The sequence below is a fragment of the Mesorhizobium sp. W067 genome (genome assembly GCF_054719525.1).
Window position 1 is genome coordinate 447,508 of sequence record NZ_JBTTII010000001.1, and the last position, 21,665, is coordinate 469,172.

26 protein-coding genes are annotated in these 21,665 nt (G+C 63.5%); 15 read left to right on the forward strand and 11 right to left on the reverse strand.

Annotated elements, in window-relative coordinates; translation table 11 throughout:
- The first annotated feature begins 105 nt into the window (after positions 1–105).
- Entirely contained in the window at positions 106–480 is a 375-nt protein-coding gene (locus ACYG97_RS02050; protein ID WP_023673681.1) for an SH3 domain-containing protein, read from the forward strand.
- A 412-nt stretch (positions 481–892) separates the two neighbouring features.
- Complete coding sequence (locus tag ACYG97_RS02055; protein WP_023673680.1) at positions 893–1,318, forward strand: Ros/MucR family transcriptional regulator; 426 nt, start codon at positions 893–895, stop codon at positions 1,316–1,318.
- A 126-nt stretch (positions 1,319–1,444) separates the two neighbouring features.
- On the opposite strand, the gene ACYG97_RS02060 is transcribed toward ACYG97_RS02055, so the two are convergent.
- Positions 1,445–1,873: a SufE family protein gene (locus tag ACYG97_RS02060; protein ID WP_023684547.1), complete on the reverse strand. Its 429-nt coding sequence runs from the start codon at positions 1,871–1,873 to the stop codon at positions 1,445–1,447.
- A gap of 117 nt (positions 1,874–1,990) precedes the next feature.
- Complete coding sequence (locus tag ACYG97_RS02065) at positions 1,991–2,359, reverse strand: DUF5330 domain-containing protein (RefSeq protein ID WP_023732038.1); 369 nt, start codon at positions 2,357–2,359, stop codon at positions 1,991–1,993.
- Between the two features lie 532 nt (positions 2,360–2,891).
- On the opposite strand from ACYG97_RS02065, the gene ACYG97_RS02070 reads away from it, so the two are divergent.
- The 3 genes from ACYG97_RS02070 (at position 2,892) to ACYG97_RS02080 (ending at position 5,821) form a co-directional block, all read left to right on the forward strand.
- The gene (locus tag ACYG97_RS02070; RefSeq protein WP_023732037.1) at positions 2,892–4,637 is read left to right on the forward strand and encodes a sensor histidine kinase; all 1,746 of its coding nucleotides are present in this window, start codon (positions 2,892–2,894) and stop codon (positions 4,635–4,637) included.
- Positions 4,612–5,400, forward strand: a complete 789-nt coding sequence (locus tag ACYG97_RS02075) for a peptidoglycan-binding domain-containing protein (RefSeq protein WP_023732036.1) — start codon at positions 4,612–4,614, stop codon at positions 5,398–5,400. The genes ACYG97_RS02070 and ACYG97_RS02075 overlap by 26 nt, the downstream gene beginning before the upstream one ends.
- Before the next feature lie 73 nt (positions 5,401–5,473).
- A complete protein-coding gene (locus tag ACYG97_RS02080) occupies positions 5,474–5,821 on the forward strand; it encodes a DUF1491 family protein (RefSeq protein WP_023698568.1) in 348 nt (115 codons plus the stop codon).
- Here ACYG97_RS02080 and ACYG97_RS02085 read toward each other — a convergent pair.
- The 4 genes from ACYG97_RS02085 to ACYG97_RS02100 form a co-directional block, all read right to left on the reverse strand.
- On the reverse strand, positions 5,808–6,818 hold the full coding sequence (locus tag ACYG97_RS02085) for a DUF2336 domain-containing protein (protein ID WP_023732035.1): 1,011 nt from the start codon (positions 6,816–6,818) through the stop codon (positions 5,808–5,810). The genes ACYG97_RS02080 and ACYG97_RS02085 overlap by 14 nt on opposite strands.
- 396 nt (positions 6,819–7,214) lie before the next feature.
- On the reverse strand, positions 7,215–7,763 hold the full coding sequence (locus ACYG97_RS02090; protein ID WP_023732034.1) for a DUF1254 domain-containing protein: 549 nt from the start codon (positions 7,761–7,763) through the stop codon (positions 7,215–7,217).
- Positions 7,756–8,340, reverse strand: a complete 585-nt coding sequence (locus tag ACYG97_RS02095; protein ID WP_023732033.1) for a DUF1214 domain-containing protein — start codon at positions 8,338–8,340, stop codon at positions 7,756–7,758. Before ACYG97_RS02095 ends, ACYG97_RS02090 begins: the two co-directional genes overlap by 8 nt.
- A gap of 73 nt (positions 8,341–8,413) precedes the next feature.
- Positions 8,414–10,573, reverse strand: a complete 2,160-nt coding sequence (locus ACYG97_RS02100) for a transglycosylase domain-containing protein (protein ID WP_023684539.1) — start codon at positions 10,571–10,573, stop codon at positions 8,414–8,416.
- A 127-nt stretch (positions 10,574–10,700) separates the two neighbouring features.
- Between ACYG97_RS02100 and ACYG97_RS02105 the strand changes: the two genes are divergently transcribed.
- Both ACYG97_RS02105 and ACYG97_RS02110 read left to right on the forward strand, forming a co-directional pair.
- On the forward strand, positions 10,701–11,006 hold the full coding sequence (locus tag ACYG97_RS02105; protein WP_023727644.1) for a glycine cleavage T C-terminal barrel domain-containing protein: 306 nt from the start codon (positions 10,701–10,703) through the stop codon (positions 11,004–11,006).
- Entirely contained in the window at positions 10,988–12,541 is a 1,554-nt protein-coding gene (locus ACYG97_RS02110) for a trimethylamine methyltransferase family protein (RefSeq protein ID WP_023732032.1), read from the forward strand. The genes ACYG97_RS02105 and ACYG97_RS02110 overlap by 19 nt, the downstream gene beginning before the upstream one ends.
- A gap of 12 nt (positions 12,542–12,553) precedes the next feature.
- Here the strand turns inward: ACYG97_RS02110 and ACYG97_RS02115 are convergent, their stop codons facing one another.
- The 3 genes from ACYG97_RS02115 to ACYG97_RS02125 form a co-directional block, all read right to left on the reverse strand.
- Positions 12,554–12,718: a hypothetical protein gene (locus ACYG97_RS02115; protein ID WP_023687237.1), complete on the reverse strand. Its 165-nt coding sequence runs from the start codon at positions 12,716–12,718 to the stop codon at positions 12,554–12,556.
- Between the two features lie 133 nt (positions 12,719–12,851).
- The gene (gene groL, locus ACYG97_RS02120; protein ID WP_023687238.1) at positions 12,852–14,480 is read right to left on the reverse strand and encodes a chaperonin GroEL; all 1,629 of its coding nucleotides are present in this window, start codon (positions 14,478–14,480) and stop codon (positions 12,852–12,854) included.
- A gap of 64 nt (positions 14,481–14,544) precedes the next feature.
- The gene (locus tag ACYG97_RS02125; protein ID WP_023698577.1) at positions 14,545–14,907 is read right to left on the reverse strand and encodes a co-chaperone GroES; all 363 of its coding nucleotides are present in this window, start codon (positions 14,905–14,907) and stop codon (positions 14,545–14,547) included.
- A 246-nt stretch (positions 14,908–15,153) separates the two neighbouring features.
- On the opposite strand from ACYG97_RS02125, the gene ACYG97_RS02130 reads away from it, so the two are divergent.
- Positions 15,154–15,417 (forward strand): hypothetical protein, encoded by a 264-nt coding sequence (locus ACYG97_RS02130; protein ID WP_023732031.1) that lies wholly within the window; start codon positions 15,154–15,156, stop codon positions 15,415–15,417.
- Entirely contained in the window at positions 15,414–15,680 is a 267-nt protein-coding gene (locus tag ACYG97_RS02135; RefSeq protein ID WP_023670170.1) for a DUF1488 family protein, read from the forward strand. The genes ACYG97_RS02130 and ACYG97_RS02135 overlap by 4 nt, the downstream gene beginning before the upstream one ends.
- 42 nt (positions 15,681–15,722) lie before the next feature.
- On the opposite strand, the gene ACYG97_RS02140 is transcribed toward ACYG97_RS02135, so the two are convergent.
- Complete coding sequence (locus tag ACYG97_RS02140) at positions 15,723–15,914, reverse strand: hypothetical protein (RefSeq protein ID WP_023670171.1); 192 nt, start codon at positions 15,912–15,914, stop codon at positions 15,723–15,725.
- A gap of 433 nt (positions 15,915–16,347) precedes the next feature.
- Between ACYG97_RS02140 and ACYG97_RS02145 the strand changes: the two genes are divergently transcribed.
- Entirely contained in the window at positions 16,348–16,755 is a 408-nt protein-coding gene (locus ACYG97_RS02145) for a DUF3168 domain-containing protein (protein ID WP_023670173.1), read from the forward strand.
- Between the two features lie 6 nt (positions 16,756–16,761).
- Here the strand turns inward: ACYG97_RS02145 and ACYG97_RS02150 are convergent, their stop codons facing one another.
- Positions 16,762–17,148, reverse strand: coding sequence for an ester cyclase (locus ACYG97_RS02150; RefSeq protein WP_023732030.1), 387 nt, complete (start codon positions 17,146–17,148; stop codon positions 16,762–16,764).
- 281 nt (positions 17,149–17,429) lie between these two features.
- Here ACYG97_RS02150 and ACYG97_RS02155 point away from each other — a divergent pair, with 281 nt between their 5' ends.
- The 5 genes from ACYG97_RS02155 (at position 17,430) to ccmI (ending at position 21,662) form a co-directional block, all read left to right on the forward strand.
- Complete coding sequence (locus ACYG97_RS02155) at positions 17,430–17,690, forward strand: hypothetical protein (RefSeq protein WP_023732029.1); 261 nt, start codon at positions 17,430–17,432, stop codon at positions 17,688–17,690.
- A gap of 81 nt (positions 17,691–17,771) precedes the next feature.
- Complete coding sequence (locus ACYG97_RS02160) at positions 17,772–18,437, forward strand: response regulator transcription factor (protein ID WP_023670175.1); 666 nt, start codon at positions 17,772–17,774, stop codon at positions 18,435–18,437.
- On the forward strand, positions 18,421–19,839 hold the full coding sequence (locus ACYG97_RS02165; RefSeq protein WP_023732028.1) for an ATP-binding protein: 1,419 nt from the start codon (positions 18,421–18,423) through the stop codon (positions 19,837–19,839). Before ACYG97_RS02160 ends, ACYG97_RS02165 begins: the two co-directional genes overlap by 17 nt.
- A 142-nt stretch (positions 19,840–19,981) precedes the next feature.
- Positions 19,982–20,425 (forward strand): hypothetical protein, encoded by a 444-nt coding sequence (locus tag ACYG97_RS02170; RefSeq protein ID WP_023732027.1) that lies wholly within the window; start codon positions 19,982–19,984, stop codon positions 20,423–20,425.
- Between the two features lie 85 nt (positions 20,426–20,510).
- A complete protein-coding gene (gene ccmI / locus ACYG97_RS02175) occupies positions 20,511–21,662 on the forward strand; it encodes a c-type cytochrome biogenesis protein CcmI (RefSeq protein WP_023732026.1) in 1,152 nt (383 codons plus the stop codon).
- The last annotated feature ends 3 nt before the right edge of the window (positions 21,663–21,665 follow it).

Below are 21,665 nucleotides of genomic sequence, written 5' to 3' on the forward strand. Positions count from 1 at the left end.
CTGAAGAAATTACTTGAATGGCAAATGAACACGCCGATCAGCGCGGGTTCAAGGGCCGGGATGTATTGGTTGCGGCGGGCTCGGGAGATGAGCCAAAAGGAGAGGATGATGAATTTCCATATCAACACCGCTGCGGCTCTCGCCGTCGTCGCTTCGACCGTTCTGGCTTTCACCGGCCAGTCTCATGCAACCGCGTTCGCCGCTTGGCAAGTGGCTGGCGTGCCGTTCGGCGACACGCTCAACGTTCGCAAATATCCGTCCGGCACCTCGCGGAAGCAGGCCGCCTATCCTAACGGGACGATCCTGCAGATGACCGGCAAGTGCACCGGCGGCTTGAATCTTCTGGAGATCGCCGGCCAGCCGCACTGGAAACAGAAACAGGCAATTCGCTATCAATGGTGTCAAGTTTGGCACGACCCGGCGCAAAATGGTGGTTTTGTTAGTGGCTGGGTCTATGGAAAATACCTCACGCCGTATTGAATCCGGTCAGACCGAAGATCTTCTTCGGCGTGTTTCGCCAACGCTTTGCAACTTACAGTTTGGTACGAATCCGACAATCAGCCGCCCAAACCTCGAAGCATAGACCAAGCATCGCTGCCCACTTTATGAGTCCTTGCTGATTTAGCGGTGGTGTGACCTTACGTCATGCTAGTCCTGGTCCGACCAGAAAATATCGCGAAGTTACAGAGTGCACGAAAGATTGAAGCTGAAGAGCGACTATTCGATGAATATCGTTGAATATAGCGCAAGCTGCGAATTGACTTACTTTGTCTGTGGGCTCATTAAGATGCCCGGACGCGAATCCATGAAGCTCTTCCCGCGTGAAATTCGCGCCATGCCCGATCTTCCAAAAAGGGCGCAAACAGAAACATCCTTCGTTGGGGCCTAAACCATGGATATCGTCGAAACACCTTCCAGAAATAGCGATGCGCTGATCGAGCTGACCGCCGATGTGGTGGCAGCCTATGTCAGCAACAATCCCGTGCCGGTCGGCGAATTGCCGAACCTTATCGCTGATGTCCATGCCGCTCTCGGGCGCGTGGGCGGAGCAAGCGAACAGCCTCCGGCCGACAAGCAGAAGCCTGCGGTAAACCCGAAGCGCTCTGTTCATGACGATTACATCGTCTGCCTTGAAGATGGCAAGAAGTTCAAGTCGCTGAAGCGCCACCTGATGACCCATTACGGTCTGACGCCCGATGAATACCGCGAGAAGTGGAATCTCGACGCCAGCTATCCGATGGTTGCCCCCAACTATGCCGCTGCCCGTTCGCAGCTGGCCAAGAAGATGGGCCTCGGCCGCAAACGCAAGGGGCGGTAACACCGGCTCCAATGGACAAGATCAACGGCGCCCCTTACGGCGCCGTTTTGTTTCTAGAACAATTCCAGGAAAACTGCCGAGCGCTTTCTCTTGGGAATTGCGTCGAAAGAAGAGAAGATAGAGCAATCAAGCAGTCTGCTTGAGAGCCATCTCGGCGTCGCGCTTGATGCGCTTGACCATTGAGCGCAGGCCATTGGCCCGCTGCGGCGACAGATGTTCGTCGAGGCCAAGCGACCTCAGCGTCGCCTCGGCGTCCGTTTCAAGGATCTGGCTGGCAGTCCGTCCCGAAAACAGCGCCAGCATGATGGCGACCAGACCGCGTACGATATGAGCGTCTGAATCGCCTGTGAAGGTGATGACCGGATCGGCGCCCGGCGCTCGGCTCGTGGTCAGCCAGACCTGGCTGACGCAGCCCGGCACCTTGTTGGCGGCGTTGCGTTCGGCGTCGGGAAATGGCGGCAGCGCTTCGCCGAGCTCGATCACATAGCGATAGCGGTCTTCCCACTCGTCGAGCAGGGAGAAGTCGTCGCGGATCGTCTGGATCGTCGTGGCCATTGCTCGGGATATAGTCATCCGCGGCTGCGGCGTCACGGAAAAAGAAGAAAAGCACCGCAGGCATCGAGAGGTCCGACCGGCCTGCGGTGTCGCTGTAGATACCAGCTGAAACGGTGTTTAGTTCTTCGCCACCAGCTTGGCAGGTATGTTGACTGTCGCCGGCAGCACGATGTCCTCGGCGACGCTGCCGGTGGCCAGCGATGTATCGGGCGAGGTCTCGGCGCTCTTGTCGTCCAGCATGGCGGCGGCGATCTTGGCGGTTTCCTTGGCCCGGGCGCTGATCGTATGCATCGCCGACTTGCCGGTTTCGCAGACGTCCGGCTTACGCTCGCAAATGCCGGCGATGTCGCCGACCGCTTCGCGCGCCGCAAAAAGCGCCTGGAACGGCCCGACGCTCTCGCGGCCATCCTCGTCGGGGCCGACGGTCAGCGGCAGCGCCAGCAACACCAGCGAAAACCAGAACGCCATTCTTATCAAAAAGCCCATCGATCTGCCCTCTCGTCCAATGACCGGATCATGCGTCCATGCGCAATGACCTCTTTATATCAGCGACAATGGCACATGAGGCGCAAAGGACGGCTTTCTTGCTCAGTGAAAATTTTCCTCAAATTTTAGGCAAATTCGAAGCGAGGCGTTTTGCAGTGCATTAGCCTCAAATGCCGCCAATTTTCTTAACCTTGCAGTAACCATCTAAGCGATTGTTGCGCATGGATATCTTCAGAAGAGCAGGCATGCCGGCTCAGGGTTTCGCAGCCACGGGCACGCCCTTTGCACATAACGCTCCGTTTACTATGGCTACAAATGGCGGTGCATTCCGGTGCCGGCGCTCCAATTTTTGCCGCAGCGCGCTCGTTGTTCCGGTCAGCCTTATTCATTCCTTAAACGCTGGATGCGAGTTTCAAACAAGCAAAAGCGACCTGCAACGCAGGGGCAGTCACGACCGGGTGCGAGTGCGTTGAGTTTGACAACTGCCAGATATATTGAACTGCCTGGCGCGCTGGCGGCCGGTTGCGAACGCATGGTCCATCCGGCCATCATCGGCCAGGGCGATCGCCTGCGCCAGCGCCGGTTCATCGGCATCATGCTTGCCGCTCCGTTCTTCGCCGCCGGTGCGGCGGTGACACTGGTCACCTCGGGCATGGGCGCCGCCGTCACCGTCGCAACCATTTTCGCCGCCTTCGGTCTTTGCTGGTTCGCCGCCTTGCTGGTGGCGGCGTCGGGCAAGATGACGCTGGCAGCCCAGGTTGCCCTTGCCGCCGGCGGTCTTGCGCTTGCCGGCGCCGTCGCGGCAGCAGGCGGCCTGGCGTCGCCGGTTGCGCTGCTGGCCCTGGCACTGCCATTCGAGGCCTGGTGGATCGGCGGTTCAAAGCGCGCGGCACTTTGGGGCGGCCTCTCGGCCTTGGCCGCAATGCTGCTGCAGCCCTTTGTCGCCTCTGTCGTCCCGCTCGGCGGGGCGCAAGTCGCGGCGTGGCACTGGCTGCTGCCGCTCGCCTGGGGCCTGACGCTGGTTCCCCGGCTCGCAGCCCTAGGCGATGCCGCACGCGCGCAGCCCGCGCTGCTTCCAAACGACCGCCTTGAAGACATGATCGACGCCGTTGTCCTGCATGTCGCCCGGCATGGCGAGGTCCTGGATGCCTCAGCCAAGGCGCGCACCATCCTGAAGCTGCCGCCGGAACTGCTTTTCGGCGCCGGGCTGTTCGACCGCATCCACCTGTCCGATCGCGTCGCTTATCTCAGCGCGCTTGCCGACATGCGCGATGGCGCCCTGGCGCGCCGGCTCGATCTTCGGGTAAGGCTGCCGCAGGACGGCAGCGCCTCGACGGCCGACAATTACCGGCCATTTCAGCTCGAACTGATGCGTGCCGAAGAGCAGCAGGAGACCTTCACTCTGCTGCTGCGCGAGAACGACGAGACTGCCGAATTGCGCGACGAGCTTGCTGCCGCCAATGAGGCCGCAGCGTCGGCCGAGGTGGCAAAGGGCCGCTTCCTGGCGGTCGTCAGCCATGAGCTTCGGACGCCGCTCAACGCCATCATCGGTTTTTCCGACATGCTGCTGCATGAGATGTTCGGCGGCTTCAAGGACCCGCGCCAGAAGGAGTATGTCGGCCTGGTGAAGGAGTCGGGCCAGCATCTGCTTGCCGTCGTCACCTCCATCCTTGATGTCTCGAGGATCGAGGCCGGCGCCTACGCGACCGAGCCCGAACCGTTCCGATTCATCGAAGCGGTCGAGATGTGCCAGTCGATGATGCAGCTGCAGGCGAATGCCAAGAACATCGGTCTCCAGGCGCAGATTGCGCCGGACGCCGGGGAGATCAATGCCGACCGTCGTGCCGTGCAGCAGATCCTGATCAACCTCGTCTCCAATGCGGTCAAGTTCACGCCCGATGGCGGCAATGTCGTCGTCGGCGCCAAGCGGATCGGCTCGCGGCTGCATTTCTGGGTCAGGGACACCGGCATCGGCATCGCCGAGGAAGATTTTGTCAATCTCGGCAAGCCGTTCATGCAGATCCAGAACGACTATACGCGCCGCTTCGAGGGCACCGGGCTCGGCCTGTCGCTGGTCAAGGGCCTGGTGGCGCTGCACGACGGCACGATGTCGATCGAAAGCATGCCGGGCGAGGGGACGACGGTCACGATCAGCCTGCCGGTGAACGGGCCGAAGAGGAGCGCGACCGAGAGGAACGGCGTGCTGCCGATGCCCGCGACCAGGACGAAAGGCGACGCGAAAGGGGACAGGAATGGCTCGCTCCGCAAAACAGCCTAAGGCGGTCAAGCGCCGCAGCGGCGCGTTCGAGGCCGGCGCGATTGCGCTGGGCGGCGCGATCTCGCGCAATCCGGTCCTGGTCGGCGGCTCGACCGCCTTCCTGGTGACGCTGTTCTACGTTTCCGCCAACGCGCTGTGGTACCAGCCGTTTCCGCATGCCGGCGCCTTCTTCGCCACCCGCAGCATCGAGGGTTTTCCGCACCCCGGCGCGGACGAACCCGAAACCACCATCAACATCCTGCGGCCCGGCCCGGCTCCGGTCAAAAGCGATCCGACCGTCGAGCAGGTCCAGGGCATCCTGAAGGATCTCGATTTCTACACGGGAACGGTCGACGGCATTTCCGGGCCGAATACCCAAAAGGCGATCCAGGCATACCAGCAGAAAGTTGGCCTGCCGGCCTCCGGTGAGATCGACGCCGTCCTGCTCGACCAGCTCGGCGCCAAGCAGACAACGGCTGGCATCCCGCATCCTGTGCCGAGGCCCGTGGATATGGCCGCCGCTCGAGTTGCCGCGCCCGAGGCCGCGCCTGCGCCCATCCCGGTTTCCGCGCCGGTATCCGCCCAGGCGCCCGATGCCCGCATCGTCAAGATCCAGGCCGGCCTGAAGGCATTCGGCAATGACGACATGCAGCTCGACGGCGTCGTCGGCGCCCGCACCAAGGCGGCGATCAAGGAATTCCAGTCGCTGTTCGGCCTGCCGGAAACGGGCGAGCCCGACGAGGTCGTCTACGTCAAGATGCGCGACATCGGCCTGACCAATTGAGTGGTCAAGACGACCGCTCGCGGATAGACGAAAATCCGGCTAAGACGCCGCGCATGTCCTCCGGAGCCTCGTCATGCGCGTAACCACCGAGTTTTGGGTGTCGGCCCTGCTGCGCCGTGTTTTCGGCGCCGGCGGCTTTGCGGCCGTCGTCAAGCGCGGCGCGACCGAGGCCGGCGCTGTCTTCGTGCTCTCCCGCGGCAGGCTGGGCGACGTCTCCCTGTTCGGCCCGGCGCCGCAGACGAGCTACGATTCGGACAAACCGGATGATCGCTTTTTCACGCTGCTCGGCGCCGGCGACGATGCCGCCGCGCTTGACGCCAGGCTTGAGCGGGAGAAAAAATTCGATCCCGACATCTGGGTGGTCGAGATCGAGGCCGGAACGGTTTCCGTCGAGGAGCTTCTCTCCGTCAAGACGCCTTGAGGCTGGCCCCTAAGCTGGCTTTGTCGACGTCCGGCGCTTGGTCGCCATTCGCGGCGACAGGGGTGTTGCCGCGCACCGCTCGCGACAATGTTTCGGCCTTCCAGCCGCGCACCTTGTCGAGCGCCGCCTCGTGGTGCAGCAGCCGGTAGCGGTCGAGGAAGATGCGGATCGCCTGCGGGTGCGGAAACTCCCGGGGGTAAACCGCGACCACGATCAGGAATGCCCTGTCCTCACTGAGGTCGAGCGCCCGCAGCGCGGCGAGCAGCGAGACATAGCTCGAATGCTCGGTCAGCGACCGCGCCGTCGAGAAGTCGATATCGAGCGCGTCGGCAAGCGCGGTCTGGAAGAAGGCGGCGTTGCCGGTCAGCGCCGTCTCGCGCAGTTTGCTGTAAGTTGCTGAGCCGACGAAGGGAGTGACCGATGTCGCCTCGCCCTCGGCGAGCATCATCGAGCGCAGGCGGCGCCTGGCGGTTTCGGCGGCGCTGCCGGGCAGTTTTGGTGCGCTGGGAGCGGCGGCAGCGGCTTCGGCGCCGTCGCCCGCCACGTCGGCGATCGGCTCGGGCTGCCGCACGCGCACCAGAGTCGGCTTTTCCAGCGCCTTGATCAACTGCGCGATGGTCGGGTTCAAATCCTTGCGGCGGGCAATGGCGCGCGCATGCGGCAGGCCGTGGCGGCCGATCAACGCGATCAGGTCGATGTCGCCCAGCGCCCGCGAACGGACCAGCAAGGGCGCGCAGACATCGACCGGCTCCTCGCAAAGCCGCCGCACCAGGGCGGCCGGCGCATATTCGCATTCGGACAGGGCGGCGGCGACATAGCGGCGCGATTCGACCGGCACGCTGTCGAACAGCGGCAGCGTCAGATCCTCGAGCTGGGCGATCTCGCGGCGCGACGGGCGGGTCAGCGAGCAGAACGCCGACACCGCGGCGCGAAACAGCCTTTCGGCTTTTCCCGATTCCGTCCGTATGGCGATTTGCCTGAAATCCGAAGCTGACACGGAAGATACGCCCGACACTCGACACAACCCGGACCATGCTCAACCGCAACTGTGTCGGTTTCGCGTGAGGCCTGGAACAAACATCAAATTAGCCGCGATCCGTTAGCGCTCCGTTAACCCTCTGCCGGCCTTAATCACATTTGGAGGCGTTGCGTTGTGCTCCGGGGCAACCGAGAGGAATACGCGAACCATGGGCATGGTACTGTCTTTCGTGCCGCGATCGGCACCAGTCAATCGAGCAGTTCAGGACACCGGTACGCCGGCGGCGGTGATCATTTTTCCCGGCGTCCGCTACGAGCATCCGCCATTGGCGGGCCAGGCGCGACCGGCGGACAAGCCGGGCACACCACGGACGCCTGTTCCGCACCACTGAGTTTGCTGGTCGTCGGGCTGAGGTCAGTAGTCCTGCAGTTCGCAGGAGCTCTGGTCCAGGAACTGCGACACAACCGGCTTCCAGCTGTCGTCAGGCACGAAGGCGCGGATGACGAAGATGCCTTCCTCGATCGGCGCCTCGACGAAGATCGCCCCTTGCAGGTCTTCGGGAAGCTCCCTGCGCACGTCGATCATCTGTGCCGGCGTCAGCACCACGGTGTCCAGCTTGTTGCCGGTCGCCGTGCGGTCGTTGAATGAATAGAAATTGTGGCCGTTGCGGTCATAGACCGACACCGACCAGAACGGCACGCTGCCCGGCGCCTTGATCCGCACCATGCCTTCGGCAAGGTCGAAGCGGCAGGCGGCGGCGTAAAACAGCGGATCCACCGACTTCACCACCGGCGCGCCGCCCGCCTCGGCATCCAGCCTGGTCATCTTGTAGAGGTCGGACGCCATCGCCAGCCGTGACCAGGCATCGCGCTCGGTAAATTCCGGCACCAGCAAAAGCACCACGATGTGGACGATGCCGGCGCCGAGCAGGCCGAGCAGGATGGCGTGCAGCAACCTACGCATTGCAGCCAGCCTTGACGATCCGGGGCAGCGACACGTCGGAAAGGCCGGTGCTTGAGGCAATCGGCGTGTCGTAGAAGGTGAGCACGAAATACATCCGGCCAAAACCTTCGGTCAGAAGCCAGTTGCCGGGGGCCGGACGGTTGCCGACGGCGATGATCACCGAATTGTCGGGCTGACGCAGCACCTGGTAGGATTGCAGCGCCGCCAGCCTCGGCTTGCCGGTGTCGACCACGCCGAGCGATTGATCCGCGGCATAGAGCGTCCAGAACCGGGCTGTGGGGAAACTGCCCTCGATCCTGTAGTCGCATTGCCGCTGAAGCTCATTGCCGGCCGCATCGCGCTCGGCGATGAAGGACAAGCCCTCGGCCTTGCCGAGCGCCAGCACGCCTTCACGCGCCACGCGCGCCTTCGAATAGGGGTCGGCATCTTGCGTGCCGATCTCGGGAAAGGCGGTCCATTCGCCGATGCTGATCGCGCCGACGCCGCTCTGCGCCTGCAGCGCATACCAGACGCTGCCGCCGCCGAGGCCGATGGCTATGGCAAGCGAAAGCAGCGTGAAAAAGGCGGTCTTGAGCATGAAGAACCGGGACGAGTGAATTATCGTTGGGGGATATAGCGGGGCAGGCCGCAGAGCAAGCAGCGCTGTGGAATCAAAGCGCCGACAGGGTCTCCGGTGTCTGCGGCGAGCCGAGCACGGGCGCGGCCTGGAACACCTTGGTCATCTCGCGCAGCGTCTGTGTCGTGCGGCTGGACAGCACCGCCGGGCGCTCGGCCGCGGCATCCGCTGCTGCCTGATCGGCATTTTTCTTCTCCGCTTCCTCGGCCTTGGCCGCGATCTCTTCGTCGACGAAGGGTTTGTCTAGGCCGGGGATCGGCTTCAGGTCGATATTCTGGTGCGCGTAGACCATCAGCCGCTGCCACACCATCGCCGGCAGCGTGCCGCCGGTCATGTTGCGGGTCGGGGTGAAGTCGTCATTGCCGAGCCAGACGGCAGCCGTGTAGTTGCCGGTGAAGCCGACGAACCAGGCGTCGCGGTAGGATTGCGTCGTCCCCGTCTTGCCAGCGACGACGATGTTGGGCAGCTGCGCGCGCCGCGCGGTGCCGATCGCCGGCACCGCAGCCAGCATGGTGTTCATGTATTTCAAAGCCTGTTCCGACAGAACCCGATGCGGCGCCGGCGCATCCTTGGCAAAGTCGTAGACGACATCGCCGGTGCGGGTGACGAGCTGGGTGATGCCGTGCCGCGAGCCGGCGAAGCCGTTCTGCGCGAACACGCTGTAGCCCGTCGCCTGGTCCATGACCGTCATGCCCGATGTGCCGAGCACCATGGTCTTGTGCGACTCCAGCGGCGATTCCACGCCGAATGATTCGGCCATCGCCTTGATCGGGCCGATGCCGAGATAGTCCTTGGCCAGCCGTACCGGCACGGTGTTGATCGATTTGGCGATCGCCGTGATCAGCGTCACATTGCCGGCCGAGCCGCCATTGTAATTGTGCGGTGACCAGCCGCCCCAGCTGATCGGCCCGCCTGAGACGACGGAGTCCGGGGTGAACCCGTGCTCCATGGCGGTGGCGTAGACGTAAGGTTTGAACGAGGAGCCGGTCTGGCGCAGCGCCTTGGTGGCGCGGTTGAACTGGCTTGCGCCATAGTCGCGGCCGCCGACAATGGCGCGTACCGCGCCATTGGTCTCGATCACTACAACGGCGCCCTCGGTGACGTTGTATTCCTTGCCGAACTGGCGGAGATGGAATTCGACGGATTCCTCCGCCGCTTTCTGGATGTTGGCGTCGAAAGTGGTGTGGGCGACCAGCGAATGCTGGCCGGGCTTGGCGATTTTCTTGACCTCATCGAAGGCCCAGTCGAGGTAATAATCCGGGCTCTTCTGCTCGCCGCGGTCGACGATCTCGGCTGGATGCAGCCTTGCCTGCAGCACCTGGCCTTCGGTCATGAAACCGGAATCGACGAGGTTCGACAGCACCACATTGGCGCGAGCACGGGCGGCGGGCAGGTTGATGTGCGGGGCGTATTTGGTCGGCGCCTTGAACAGGCCGGCCAGCATCGCCGCCTCGGCGAGGTTCAGATCCTTGACGCTCTTGCCGAAATAGAAATCCGCCGCCGCCTCGATGCCGAACGTGCCGCCGCCCATATAGGCGCGGTCGAGATAAAGCTGCAGGATCTCCTTCTTCGACAGATTGGCCTCCAGCCACAGCGACAGGAAGGCTTCCTTGATCTTGCGTTGGAAGGTCCGCTCATTCGACAGGAACAGGTTCTTGGCCAGCTGCTGGGTGATGCTGGAGCCGCCCTGGACGACGGAATTGGCCCGCACATTCTCGAAGATGGCGCGCGACAGGCCGAGCACGTCGATGCCGTAGTGCTCGAAGAAGCGCCGGTCCTCGGTCGCCAGCACTGCTTTGATGACATGGTCCGGCATCTCGTCGACAGGCACGGAATCGCGCTGGATGATGCCGCGCTGGCCAATCTCGTTGCCGTAGCGGTCGAGGAAGGTGACGGCGAAATCGCCCTGACTGCGCCAGTCGCCGGTGGTGATCTGGAAGGCCGGCATCGCGAGTGCGAGCAGCACGACGACGCCGCCGGCGCCCATCGTAAAACCTTCGCTCAGCACCTCGATGATGCCGCGTCGCCAGCCGGTGACTCGGAAGCGCCGCGAAAAAATGGTCGCCGATTCCCAGAACTGGCCGGCCTTGAAGCCGATTTCGTAGAGCGAGGAATCGATCCACGCGTCCACCGCCAGCAGTGCGGCGGCGATCGGACCTCTTCGTCTTGGACGTCGTTCTAAAGGACTGGCCATTCCCGAAACTCACCCCACCCACCTGAGAACCGCAAGCGGGCAATTTCAGGGCGGGCATACCCGGCGAAGACTATTCTTCCATTTCAGCCCGGCTCACAAGGGCAGCCAGGCCACACCGCACGGTTTGTTGAGCGCCGCCCGGATCGTGACGCTGGAGGTCGACGCCGTCGATGCCGACGCCAGTGGCTTCGAGCCAGTCTGGCACAAGGGCCGGCGCGTCGGCTTCGTCGCCTCAGCCGGCTATGGCTACACAATAGGCAAAAGCGTCGCGCTGACGTTGCTGGGCGACGAATTCGCCGGGGAGGGGACCGCGCTTTGGGTGCACATTGTCGGCGTCGAGCGGCCGGCGCGAATTATTCCGGCCTCGCCATACGACCCCGAGGGCAGGCGATGCGGCAATGAGGAGTTTTGGCCATGGTCGATGACATTATAAGGGAGACCAGGCGCGAGCGCCGGCGCGGGCACACCGGTGAGGCCGGCAGCGGGTCAAGCCGCCACCCGAACTATCGCTCGCTCAAGAACCCGTTCCTGCCGCAGCCGGTGTTTTCGGACGACCAGGTCGCGGCCATCCACGACACGGCGTTGCGCGTGCTGGAAGAGCTCGGCATCAAGGTGCTGCTGCCGGAGGCACGGGCGATCTACGCCAAAGCCGGTGCGCTGGTCGACGAGGACAGCCAGATGGTGCGCATCGGCCGCGATATTGTCACTGCGGCACTGGCCTCGGCGCCGAAATCCATCCGGGCGCTGGCGGGCAACCGTAGCCGCGATCTCATGCTGGAGCTCGGCTCGATGACGTTCCTGGCCGGAGCCGGGGCGCCCAACGTCACCGATCTCGAACGCGGACGGCGTCCGGGCACGCTCGCCGCTTTCGAAGAACTGACCAAGCTTGTTCAGAATTTCGACGTGCTGCATATGCTCGGCCCCTGGATCGAGCCGCAGGATGTCGACAACCATTTGCGCCACTATGCCGTCAACCGTGCGCAGCTGACCCTGTCGGACAAGTTCCCCTTCGTCTTCGCCCGCGGCACGCCGCAGGTCGAGGATGGGTTCGAGATGATCAGGCTGGCGCGCGGGCTCTCGCAGGACGAGTTCCTGGCCGGCGTCCATTGCTACACCGTGATCAACACCAATTCGCCGCGCCAGCTCGATATCCCGATGGCGCAAGGCATCATCGACTTCGCCAGCGCCGGCCAGGTCTCTGTCATCACGCCCTTCTGCCTGGCCGGCGCCATGGCGCCGATCACCGTCGCCGGCGCATTGACGCTGCAGCATGCCGAGGCGCTGGCTGGTCTCGCGCTGGCGCAGATGGTGCGGCCGGGCGCACCGGTGGTCTACGGATCCTTCTCCTCCAATGTCGACATGAAGTCCGGCGCACCGGCCTTCGGCACGCCCGAGCACGTCAAGGCGACGCTGGGCGCCGGCCAGCTGGCGCGCTTCACCGGCCTGCCTTGGCGGTCCGGCGGCGGCAGTGCGGCCAACATTTCCGATGTGCAGGCGGCGCACGAGACGCAGTTCGCGCTGTGGGGCTCGGTGCTTGCCGGCGCCACCGTCTGCATCCATGCCGCGGGCTGGCTGGAGGGTGGCCTCAGCGTCTCCTACGAGAAGCTGATCACCGATATCGAGGCATTGCAGACGGTTGCCGAACTCTGCGCTACGACCCCCGGCGACGAGGATTCGATCGGCTTCGAGGCGATCGCTGAAGTCCAGCCGGGCGGGCATTTCTTCTCCGCCGGCCACACCATGACGCGCTACCGCACCGCCTTCTACGAGCCGCTGGTCGCCGATTGGTCGAATTTCGGCAGCTGGACGCAGTCCGGTTCGAAGTCGGCCACCGAGCGCGCCACCGGCATCTGGAAGCGGACGCTGGCCGACTTCCAGCCGCCGGCGTCGGCCGTTGCCACATCCGATGTGCTCGACGAGTTCATTGCCCGCCGCACCGAAGAGGGCGGAGCGTTGCCGGTGTCGTGAGGTTGGCAGCCGTCACGTCGGCCGCTTGTCGCCGGTCTTCGACGGCTCGCGGCGAATCGGCCCGGCATCGGCCTGCCTGTGCTTGTCGGCGGCAATCCGGCGGATGCGATCGAAGCGGCTCTCCTCCGCCGGCTTGGTCGCGGATACAGCGTTTGGCTTCGGGGCGAATGTGATCATCTGTCGATCTCCCTGTCGTTGATGACAGTCTTGACTGACTGACGGAAATTCCTGGCTCGCCGGGGAAATGTCCCCGGCAGCCTGTTCTGATTTATGCCCGCCCAGATTCCAGCGGGCAATTTTCGGGCGATGGTCAGTAGCCGCCCATGCCGCCACCGCCGCCCGCAGGCGCCGCATCCTTGGCCGGAACGTCGGTGATCATCGCTTCGGCGGTGATCAGAAGGGCGGCGATCGAGCCGGCGTCCTGCAACGCGGTGCGCACCACTTTCGCCGGGTCGACGATGCCGGCCTTGATCATGTCGACATAGACCTCGTTCTGGGCGTCAAAGCCCTGATTCTGGTCCTTGCTGTCGGACAGCTTGCCGACGACGATCGAGCCTTCGACGCCGGAATTCTCGGCGATCTGGCGGATCGGCGCTTCAAGCGCCCTGAGCACGATCGAAATGCCGGCGGTCACATCGTCATTGGCGCCGGTCAGGCCGGCCAGAGCCGATCTTGCGCGCAGAAGCGCCACGCCACCGCCGGGCACGATGCCTTCTTCCACCGCCGCGCGCGTCGCATTCAGCGCGTCGTCGATGCGGTCCTTCTTTTCCTTCACTTCAGACTCGGTGACGCCGCCGACGCGGATCACGGCGACGCCGCCGGCGAGCTTGGCCAGCCGCTCCTGCAACTTCTCCTTATCGTAGTCGGACGTGGTCTCCTCGATCTGGCCCTTGATCTGCGCGATGCGCGCCTGGATGGTCGCCTTGGTGCCGGCGCCGTCGATGATCGTGGTGGTGTCCTTCTCGATCAGTACGCGCTTGGCGCGGCCAAGCATCTCGATGGTGACGTTTTCGAGCTTGATGCCGAGATCCTCGGAAATCATCTGGCCCGATGTCAGCACGGCGATGTCTTCCAGCATCGCCTTGCGGCGATCGCCGAAGCCCGGCGCCTTGACGGCCGCGACCTTGAGGCCGCCGCGCAGCTTGTTGACGACCAGCGTCGCCAGTGCTTCGCCTTCGACGTCTTCCGAGATGATCAGCAGCGGCCTGCCGCTCTGCACCACCGCCTCGAGGATCGGCAGCATCGCCTGCAGATTGCCGAGCTTCTTCTCGTGGATGAGCACGTAAGGCTCTTCCAGCTCGACGCGCATCTTGTCGGCATTGGTGACGAAATAGGGGCTGAGATAGCCGCGGTCGAACTGCATGCCTTCGACGACGTCGAGTTCGGTGTCGGCGGTCTTGGCCTCCTCGACGGTGATGACGCCGTCATTGCCGACCTTGTCCATCGCCTTGGCGATCATGGCGCCGACGCTGGCATCGCCATTGGCGGCGATGGTGCCGACCTGCGCGATCTCGGCCGACGACTTGACCTTCTTGGCCTTCGCCTTGATGTCCTTGACCACGGCGGCGACAGCCTGGTCGATGCCACGCTTGAGGTCCATCGGGTTCATGCCGGCGGCAACCAGCTTGGCGCCTTCGCGCAGGATCGATGCGGCCAGCACCGTGGCGGTGGTGGTGCCGTCACCGGCGAGGTCGTTGGTCTTCGAAGCCACTTCGCGCACCATCTGCGCGCCCATGTTCTCGAACTTGTCGGCAAGCTCGATTTCCTTGGCCACCGTCACACCGTCCTTGGTGATGCGCGGCGCGCCATAGGCCTTGTCGATGATGACGTTGCGGCCCTTGGGGCCGAGCGTGACCTTCACCGCATTGGTGAGGATCTCGACGCCGCGCAGCATGCGGTCGCGCGCGTCGGTGGCGAATTTGATTTCCTTGGCAGACATTTTTTTCAATCCCGTTGGTGTGGTGAAGCAAGCGGCTCGCCGGAGCCTGGCAAAGCCAGGCCGGTCAGGCGGCCTTCTTGGCTTTGACGCTTTTCTCGGTGACGACCGTCCCGCTCTTGCCGATAGCGGCCGTCTCGCTCTTGTCGATGACGCCCATAATGTCGGCTTCCTTCATGATCAGCAGGTCCTCGCCGTCGATCTTGACCTCGGTGCCCGACCATTTGCCGAACAGGATGAAGTCGCCGGCCTTGACGTCGAGCGGGACAAGCGCGCCGTTTTCGTCGCGTGCGCCCGGCCCAACGGCGATGACTTCGCCTTCCTGCGGCTTTTCCTTGGCATTGTCGGGAATGATGATGCCACCCTTGGATTTGACATCGCCTTCGGCGCGCCGGATGACGACGCGGTCGTGGAGTGGCCGAAACTTCATGAGAACTTCTTTCTGGGGCCGGCATAGGCGACCGCGCCGTTCTTATAGGCGTGTTGGCACTCGATAGATAGGAGTGCCAAAAATTATTCGTGGCCAAAATTTAATATTAAAAAGTATTATGATGTCTGCCGGGTTCGAAACGTCGCGAGGCGCCTAGATATTTCGAAAAATTGAATTTCGAGGCCAAAGCGACTATTTATATCGTAAGTTCGATTTCACAATTTCAGGCACGAGGAGATTTATGCGATGGCCGAAGGCAATCAGAGCATCATGGAAAAAGCTGAAGCCCGCTTCATGGACAAGCAGAAGAAGACGGCCGAGCGCAACAAGGCAACCTCCGACTACATGTCCGAAGCGAGGGCCAGGGAGATCAAGACGGCAAGGCTCAGGGAATTGCGCCTGGAGAAGGAAGAGGCCGACCGCGTCGCGGAAGCCTTGAACCCGACACCGAAGAAGAAGCGGGCTACCGTCAAGAAAGCCGCCGCCGCGCCGAAGGGGGGCACGTCATGAGCCTGACATTCCCCAATCCAAGCCGCTTCTATGACGAGGCCGGCAAGCGCATCCGCTTTGTCGGCCATGACGGCATGTTCCAGATTTCCTTCTCTGTCGCCGCCGATGCCCTCTCGAAGGCGCCATCAGGGACGGCGACCGCGGAAGCCACCTATCTGGCGGCCTTCGACACCGCGTCCAGCTCCATCCATGACATTGCCAGCAAGGCCTACGCCCGCACCCGCAAGAGCATTTATGTGCTCACAGCCGCGGATTTCGGCTAGCGCGCGTTCGTCTTGCATCAGAGCGGCTGAGATCAGCGTGCGTCAGGACTTGCGGTCGGCTTTTGCCCGCCGCTTGACGTCCCGGCTGTTCAGGCGGTCGGCCATCGCTTCCGCATCCCGCAAATTCATGGCCACCATTACCTGTTGCTTAAGCTCGACAGGCTGGCCGGTGAAGATGTCGAAGATAGTCCAGCTCTCGGGCTCGTCCATGCGCAACGCGTAGCGGTTTGCCATATCGGCATCAGGCCCTTGACATGAAAAATGCCGCCGCCAGGATCAGGATTGTCCAGGCCACCACCGACAGCTTCAAGGCCAGGCCGCCATGCATTGAAAGTATCTCGCGCATGCGCAGGGCCACGGTCCTCTTCGACAGGCGGGTGCTGCCGCAATCGCGACCGGGGGCTTGACGCCAAGCTTTCCAAAAGCCGGCAGCAGCGGTGGCGTTCGCATGAAATGACCTCGAATTGCCGGAGAAAACAGGGCTCCTCATAACACCCTTCTTGAAACTCCCCGCATGCCAAATAGAACCCGGTCCGTGAAAGGGCCATGCCGCCCGATTCGCCGCCTTCCATCAGGCGGATCGTCATCTGGCGAAATCCGTGCAACGCGGTTAGGTTGCGCGCGAAACTGAGGTTGTTCAAAGCGTGACAGGCGAACGGAGACGACGATGACGGCGCCCGGCGATTTGCTGCAAGCCTTGTTCATGAGATTGAAGAGCGATGCCTCGCTGACGGCGCTGCTCGGCGGCGCCGGGTTGCGCGAGCAGGCGGCCGACAGTGCCGCCTTCCCTTATGTGACCTATGGCAGGACCAGCGCATTCGATCTGGACACCGGCGCCGACAATGATGACGACCAGCTCATCACGCTGCATGTCTGGTCGAAGGCGCAAGGCGAGGCCGAGACGCGTCTGATTATGGACAGCATCCGGGCGCGCCTTGACGGCGCCGCTTTCGCCACCGGCTCGCGCGACCAGACCCGCCTGTCGCTGGAGTTCGCCGAGGCCCGCTACGACGAGGACCTGGCGCTCTACCACGGGGTGCTGCGGATACGCGCTCTCACCGAACAAAGTGATTGAAGCAACCTAGATCTGCGCCTGGATCTCGGCCTTGTCGATGACTGACCACACCTCGCGGATGCGACCCTCTCCGAATTCGTAGAAAACATTCTCAGCGAACGACACGCGCTTGCCGTTCACCGGCAGGCCGAACAGCACGCCCTTGGGATGACAGTCGAAATGCAGGCGCGCCGCCACGCGCGGCGGCTGGCAGACCAGCAGTTCGATGTTGAAGCGGAGGTCGGGAATCGCCTCGAAATCGCCTTCGAGCATACGGCGATAACCCGACAGGCCCAGCATTTCGCCATTGTGCTGCACCTCGTCGCCGACAAAGTCTCCAAGTTTCGCCCAGTCCTGGGCATTCAGGCAAGCGATATAGCCCCGGTAAAGGTCGGCAAGGTGTTTATCCGTCATGGCGCACTCCGATGATTTGACGTTTTCCCGCGCTATTTAGGGCGGCCCTTCAGAATGGTCTCGCCTTGACCTGTTCCCAATTTGGCTGCGAATTGAGAACCTGCGCGCAAAAACCATAGCCGCGCAGCCGGTTTTCCGGTTATGAATCCATTGCCCGGTCTGAGGGACTGGGCGGTAGGATCGCATTCATTCGTTGCGCGCGCAGGGGGTATTGCGGGGATGGATTTTCACCCGTTCACCGTTCACTTCACGTTCAGCACAGTTGCGTTACAACGCCGACCATGAAAACGCTTCGCTCTCATGTCAGTATCGCGATACTGGCGCTCACAGCGGCCGGCCTGTTGGCGTCGCAAGCGACGCCGGCAGCCGCGGCGGATTGCTACGCGATCGGCCAGCAGGTTGCCGAGCAGAATGGCGGCACGCTGGCCAAGGCTTCGCAGACGACGCGTGGCGGCCAGGAGGTCTGCGTCATCGTCGTGCTTGTGCCGGGCAAGGACGGCCAGCGTCCGCGCCGCTCCGAGATCGTCGTCCCGGCGAACTGATCCAATCTTCCCCCTTGCAGGGTCGTTTCCCAGACCACCGGAATCGGCCTATAGCTGACACATCAACAGGCCTGACCGATCATGCGCGTACTCGTCGTCGAAGATGACAAGGATCTCAACCGGCAACTGGCCGACGCGCTGGTCGATGCCGGCTATGTCGTCGACCGCTCCTATGACGGCGAGGAGGGGCATTTCCTCGGCGACACCGAGCCCTACGATGCCGTCGTGCTCGACATAGGCCTGCCGCAGATGGACGGCATCAGCGTCGTCGAGCGCTGGCGCCGCAACGGCCGCAAGATGCCGGTGCTGATCCTGACAGCGCGCGACCGCTGGAGCGACAAGGTGTCGGGCATCGATGCCGGCGCCGACGACTATGTCACCAAGCCGTTCCACATCGAGGAGGTGCTGGCCAGGGTGAGGGCGCTGATCCGCCGCGCCGCCGGCCATGCCTCGTCCGAGCTCACTTGCGGGCCGCTGCGCCTCGACACCAAGGCCTCCAAGGCCGATGTCAACGGCGTGCCGCTGAAGCTGACCTCGCATGAGTTCCGCCTGCTGGCCTATCTGATGCACCATATGGGCGAGGTGGTGTCGCGCACCGAGCTGGTCGAGCATCTTTACGACCAGGATTTCGACCGCGATTCCAACACCATCGAGGTCTTTGTCGGCCGGCTGCGCAAGAAGATGGGCATCGACATGATCGAAACCGTGCGCGGCATGGGCTATCGCATGCGTGAGCCGGAGGCGTAAGGCGGAACCGCTCCCCATACCAGCAAGGAAGCCTTTTTCGGCGCGGCTCTGGCCACGCTCGCTGGCCTTCCGCGTCATCGGCTTTTCCACGATCTGGGCGATCCTCACCCTGATCGTCATCTTCACTCTGATCACCACGCTCTACCGCCAGGCCAGCGAGCGCGGCTTCGACAGCCTGCTGTCGGCGCATCTGTTCAATCTGATCGGCTCGGTCGGCGTTTCCGAATCCGGCCAGCTCACCGGTGCTCCCGACCTCGGCGACCTCCGCTTCTCGGAGCCGAATTCGGGCTGGTACTGGTCGGTGGAGCCGGCTTCCGAAGGTGTGCACGGCGACCTTCATTCGTCCTCGATGACCACGACGATCCCGTCGCCGACCGTTGCCGAGGTGCCATTCAATTCGAGCTTCCAGCGTAGCTACTCCACCGACGGTATCGGCGACGAGCAGCTCGAAGTGTTCGAGAGCGAATTCGTCCTCGACGCCAAGAACCGCGCCGCGCGCTTCCGCGTGATGGGCAACAAGACCGAGCTCGAACAGGAGATCGCCACCTTCCAGGGCCGATTGCTGACCTATCTCAGCCTGTTCGGCGTCGGCATGATCGCCATCAATGCGATCGCCATCCTGCTCGGCCTGCAGCCCTTGCGCCGGGTTCGCAACGCACTTGCCCAAGTCCGCGAAGGCACGGCGCAGCGGCTCGATGGCCAGTTTCCCGCCGAGATCGAGCCGCTCGCCAACGAGACCAATGCGCTGATCGAAAACAACAAGCGCATCGTCGAGCGCTCGCGTACGCAGGTCGGCAACCTTGCCCATTCGCTGAAGACGCCGCTCGCCGTGCTGATCAATGAGGGCCGGGCTCTCGGCGGCGCCAAGGGCCAGCTCATCGCCGACCAGGCGGCGTCGATGCAGAAACAGGTCGACCACTACCTGCAGCGGGCACGGGTCGCGGCGCAGCGCGACAGCGTCGTCTACCGCACGCCGGTGACGCCGCTGGTGCAGCGCATGGTGCGCGTGCTGCAAAAACTCAAGCCTGATGTCAGCCTGTCGCTTACGCTGCCGGCGGCCGACATCGTCTTTGCTGGCGAGCGCGAGGATTTGGAGGAACTGCTCGGCAACCTTCTCGACAATGCGATGAAATGGGCGAAGAGCACTGTTGCCGTATCCGTCACGCCGGCCGCAGCCGGCCTGTTCGAGCTATCGATCGAGGATGACGGTCCCGGCATCCCCGAGGACAAGGCCCGCGATGTCTTGAAACGCGGCCGGCGCCTCGACGAGACAAAGCCGGGAACCGGGCTCGGACTTGCCATCGTTGCCGACCTCGTCAACGAGTATGGCGGGGCGCTGGCGCTGGAACGCTCCACGATGGGCGGGCTGAAGGCGGTTGTGCGCTTGCGGAGCTTGCAATGATGTACTGCCCAGGGCCAATCGACACGGCCGAATGCCTGTGTTATGGCGGCCCCTCGATTGCGCAAAAGCCGTTAAGAACGGCCAAATTTCCCCCGATGACGCGGCCCCCAGCGCATCCCGTTCAAGAAAACCGGTTGTTGGCATGAAGATTCGCGTTGCGCTCGTTTCCGCACTGCTCGCTCTTTCCGGCTGCGGAACGCTGGGCAAGGGCAGTGGCCCGGATATCTCCATCACCAACCCGCCCGCGTCGCCTCCTTCAGGGGCCAAAGTCGCGACGACGATCATCTCGGCCATGGCCGGCGGGCTCGTCGGCGGATCGATCGGCAGCGGCCTGAGCAGCACCGAGAAGCGCAAGGCGCTCGAGGCGGAATACAAGGCGCTCGAATATACGGCGAGCGGCCAGAAGGTGACCTGGAAGAGCGACAGTTCGGCTCATTCCGGCGAAGTCGTCGCGGCCCAGCCCTACCGCGTCGGCTCGCAGGATTGCCGCCAGTACACCCATACGGTGTTTACCGGCACGGCCGGCCAGACCGCGCGGGGCACCGCATGCCGCAACGCCGACGGCAGCTGGACGCCGCTGACCTGAACATTGGGCCGGGGTCGGAATCCCGTCAAAGCGTCGCAGCACCCTCATGTTGTGAGAGCAGGGCTCTCGCTCTATTGGAAGAACCATGCTGTTCTGGGTCATAGCCGCAATCCTCACGCTAGGCGCAAGCCTGACGGTGCTGCTGCCGCTGACCAGTGGCGGCAAGGACGCTCCGACCAGCAGCGACCACGACCTCGAAGTTTATCGCGACCAACTGGCCGAGCTTGAGCGTGACGCCGCGCGCGGGCTGATCCAGCCGGCGGAAGCCGAGGAGGCGCGCGCCGAAATCGCCCGCCGCATCCTTCGCCTGGGAGATGTTGGTCAAGCCAATGTCGGTCAAGCCGATGCGCCTGGCACGCGGCAGCCGTCAAAGGCGGCAAGGCTGGTGGCAACGGCTGCGGTACTGGCGGTCCCTCTGCTCAGCTGGGGCCTTTACAGCCAGCTCGGCTCGCCGGATCTGCCGTCGCAGCCGCTTGCCGAACGGCTGGCCAAGAACCCGGCCGATAGTTCGGTCGACGAGTTGGTGGCGCGCGCCGAGGCCCATCTTGCCGCCAACCCTGGCGATGGACGCGGCTGGGACGTGCTCGCCCCGATCTATCTGCGCCTGCAGCGCTTTCCCGATGCCGTGACCGCCTATCGCAATGCCATCCGCCTCGATGGCGACACGGCCGCCCGCGAGGCCGGCCTCGGCGAAGCGATTGCCAATGCGGCCGGCGGCATCGTTTCGGCCGATGCGCAATCCGCTTTCGAACAGGCGCTAAAACTCGACCCGGCAAACGCGAAAGCCTCGTTCTATTTGGCGATGGCGCTGGCCCAGGAAGGCCACATACCCGAGGCAACCACGGCTTGGCAGAAAATGCTCGATTCCCTGCCGCAGGATTCGCCATGGCGCGGAGCTGTCCAACAGGCACTGGCCGAGGCCGCCAACCGCAGCGTCGCGTCAGGAGAGCCCGCCAAAGGCCCCGATGCCGCAGCCGTCGATGCCTCGTCGATGGCGCCGCAGGACAGGCAGGCCATGATCGAAACCATGGTCGCCGGCCTCGACGAAAAACTGCGGCAGAATCCGCGCGACGCGGAAGGATGGATGCGGCTCATTCGTTCCTATGTTGTGCTGGGCAAGGCCGACCAGGCGCGCGACGCGCTGCATCGCGGTATCGCCGTGTTTGGCGCCGACAGTGAGGAAGCGAAGAAATTCACCGCCTTTGCCGCCTCGCTCGGCCTGACGGCGACGGAGTAGGAC

Bases quoted from the DNA above. Each gene is read 5' to 3' on its own strand.
- ACYG97_RS02065 (WP_023732038.1), bottom strand. From the start codon at position 2,359: ATGGGCTTTTTGATAAGAATGGCGTTCTGGTTTTCGCTGGTGTTGCTG.
- ACYG97_RS02125 (WP_023698577.1), bottom strand. From the start codon at position 14,907: ATGAAGTTTCGGCCACTCCACGACCGCGTCGTCATCCGGCGCGCCGAA.
- ACYG97_RS02060 (WP_023684547.1), bottom strand. From the start codon at position 1,873: ATGGCCACGACGATCCAGACGATCCGCGACGACTTCTCCCTGCTCGAC.
- ACYG97_RS02115 (WP_023687237.1), bottom strand. From the start codon at position 12,718: ATGATCACATTCGCCCCGAAGCCAAACGCTGTATCCGCGACCAAGCCG.
- ACYG97_RS02070 (WP_023732037.1), top strand. From the start codon at position 2,892: ATGGTCCATCCGGCCATCATCGGCCAGGGCGATCGCCTGCGCCAGCGC.
- ACYG97_RS02155 (WP_023732029.1), top strand. From the start codon at position 17,430: ATGAAAACGCTTCGCTCTCATGTCAGTATCGCGATACTGGCGCTCACA.
- ACYG97_RS02050 (WP_023673681.1), top strand. From the start codon at position 106: ATGATGAATTTCCATATCAACACCGCTGCGGCTCTCGCCGTCGTCGCT.
- ACYG97_RS02055 (WP_023673680.1), top strand. From the start codon at position 893: ATGGATATCGTCGAAACACCTTCCAGAAATAGCGATGCGCTGATCGAG.
- ACYG97_RS02080 (WP_023698568.1), top strand. From the start codon at position 5,474: ATGCGCGTAACCACCGAGTTTTGGGTGTCGGCCCTGCTGCGCCGTGTT.
- ACYG97_RS02150 (WP_023732030.1), bottom strand. From the start codon at position 17,148: ATGACGGATAAACACCTTGCCGACCTTTACCGGGGCTATATCGCTTGC.
- ACYG97_RS02160 (WP_023670175.1), top strand. From the start codon at position 17,772: ATGCGCGTACTCGTCGTCGAAGATGACAAGGATCTCAACCGGCAACTG.
- ACYG97_RS02095 (WP_023732033.1), bottom strand. From the start codon at position 8,340: ATGCTCAAGACCGCCTTTTTCACGCTGCTTTCGCTTGCCATAGCCATC.
- ACYG97_RS02090 (WP_023732034.1), bottom strand. From the start codon at position 7,763: ATGCGTAGGTTGCTGCACGCCATCCTGCTCGGCCTGCTCGGCGCCGGC.
- ACYG97_RS02110 (WP_023732032.1), top strand. From the start codon at position 10,988: ATGGTCGATGACATTATAAGGGAGACCAGGCGCGAGCGCCGGCGCGGG.
- ACYG97_RS02135 (WP_023670170.1), top strand. From the start codon at position 15,414: ATGAGCCTGACATTCCCCAATCCAAGCCGCTTCTATGACGAGGCCGGC.
- ccmI (WP_023732026.1), top strand. From the start codon at position 20,511: ATGCTGTTCTGGGTCATAGCCGCAATCCTCACGCTAGGCGCAAGCCTG.
- ACYG97_RS02100 (WP_023684539.1), bottom strand. From the start codon at position 10,573: ATGGCCAGTCCTTTAGAACGACGTCCAAGACGAAGAGGTCCGATCGCC.
- groL (WP_023687238.1), bottom strand. From the start codon at position 14,480: ATGTCTGCCAAGGAAATCAAATTCGCCACCGACGCGCGCGACCGCATG.
- ACYG97_RS02140 (WP_023670171.1), bottom strand. From the start codon at position 15,914: ATGGCAAACCGCTACGCGTTGCGCATGGACGAGCCCGAGAGCTGGACT.
- ACYG97_RS02075 (WP_023732036.1), top strand. From the start codon at position 4,612: ATGGCTCGCTCCGCAAAACAGCCTAAGGCGGTCAAGCGCCGCAGCGGC.
- ACYG97_RS02130 (WP_023732031.1), top strand. From the start codon at position 15,154: ATGGCCGAAGGCAATCAGAGCATCATGGAAAAAGCTGAAGCCCGCTTC.
- ACYG97_RS02145 (WP_023670173.1), top strand. From the start codon at position 16,348: ATGACGGCGCCCGGCGATTTGCTGCAAGCCTTGTTCATGAGATTGAAG.
- ACYG97_RS02170 (WP_023732027.1), top strand. From the start codon at position 19,982: ATGAAGATTCGCGTTGCGCTCGTTTCCGCACTGCTCGCTCTTTCCGGC.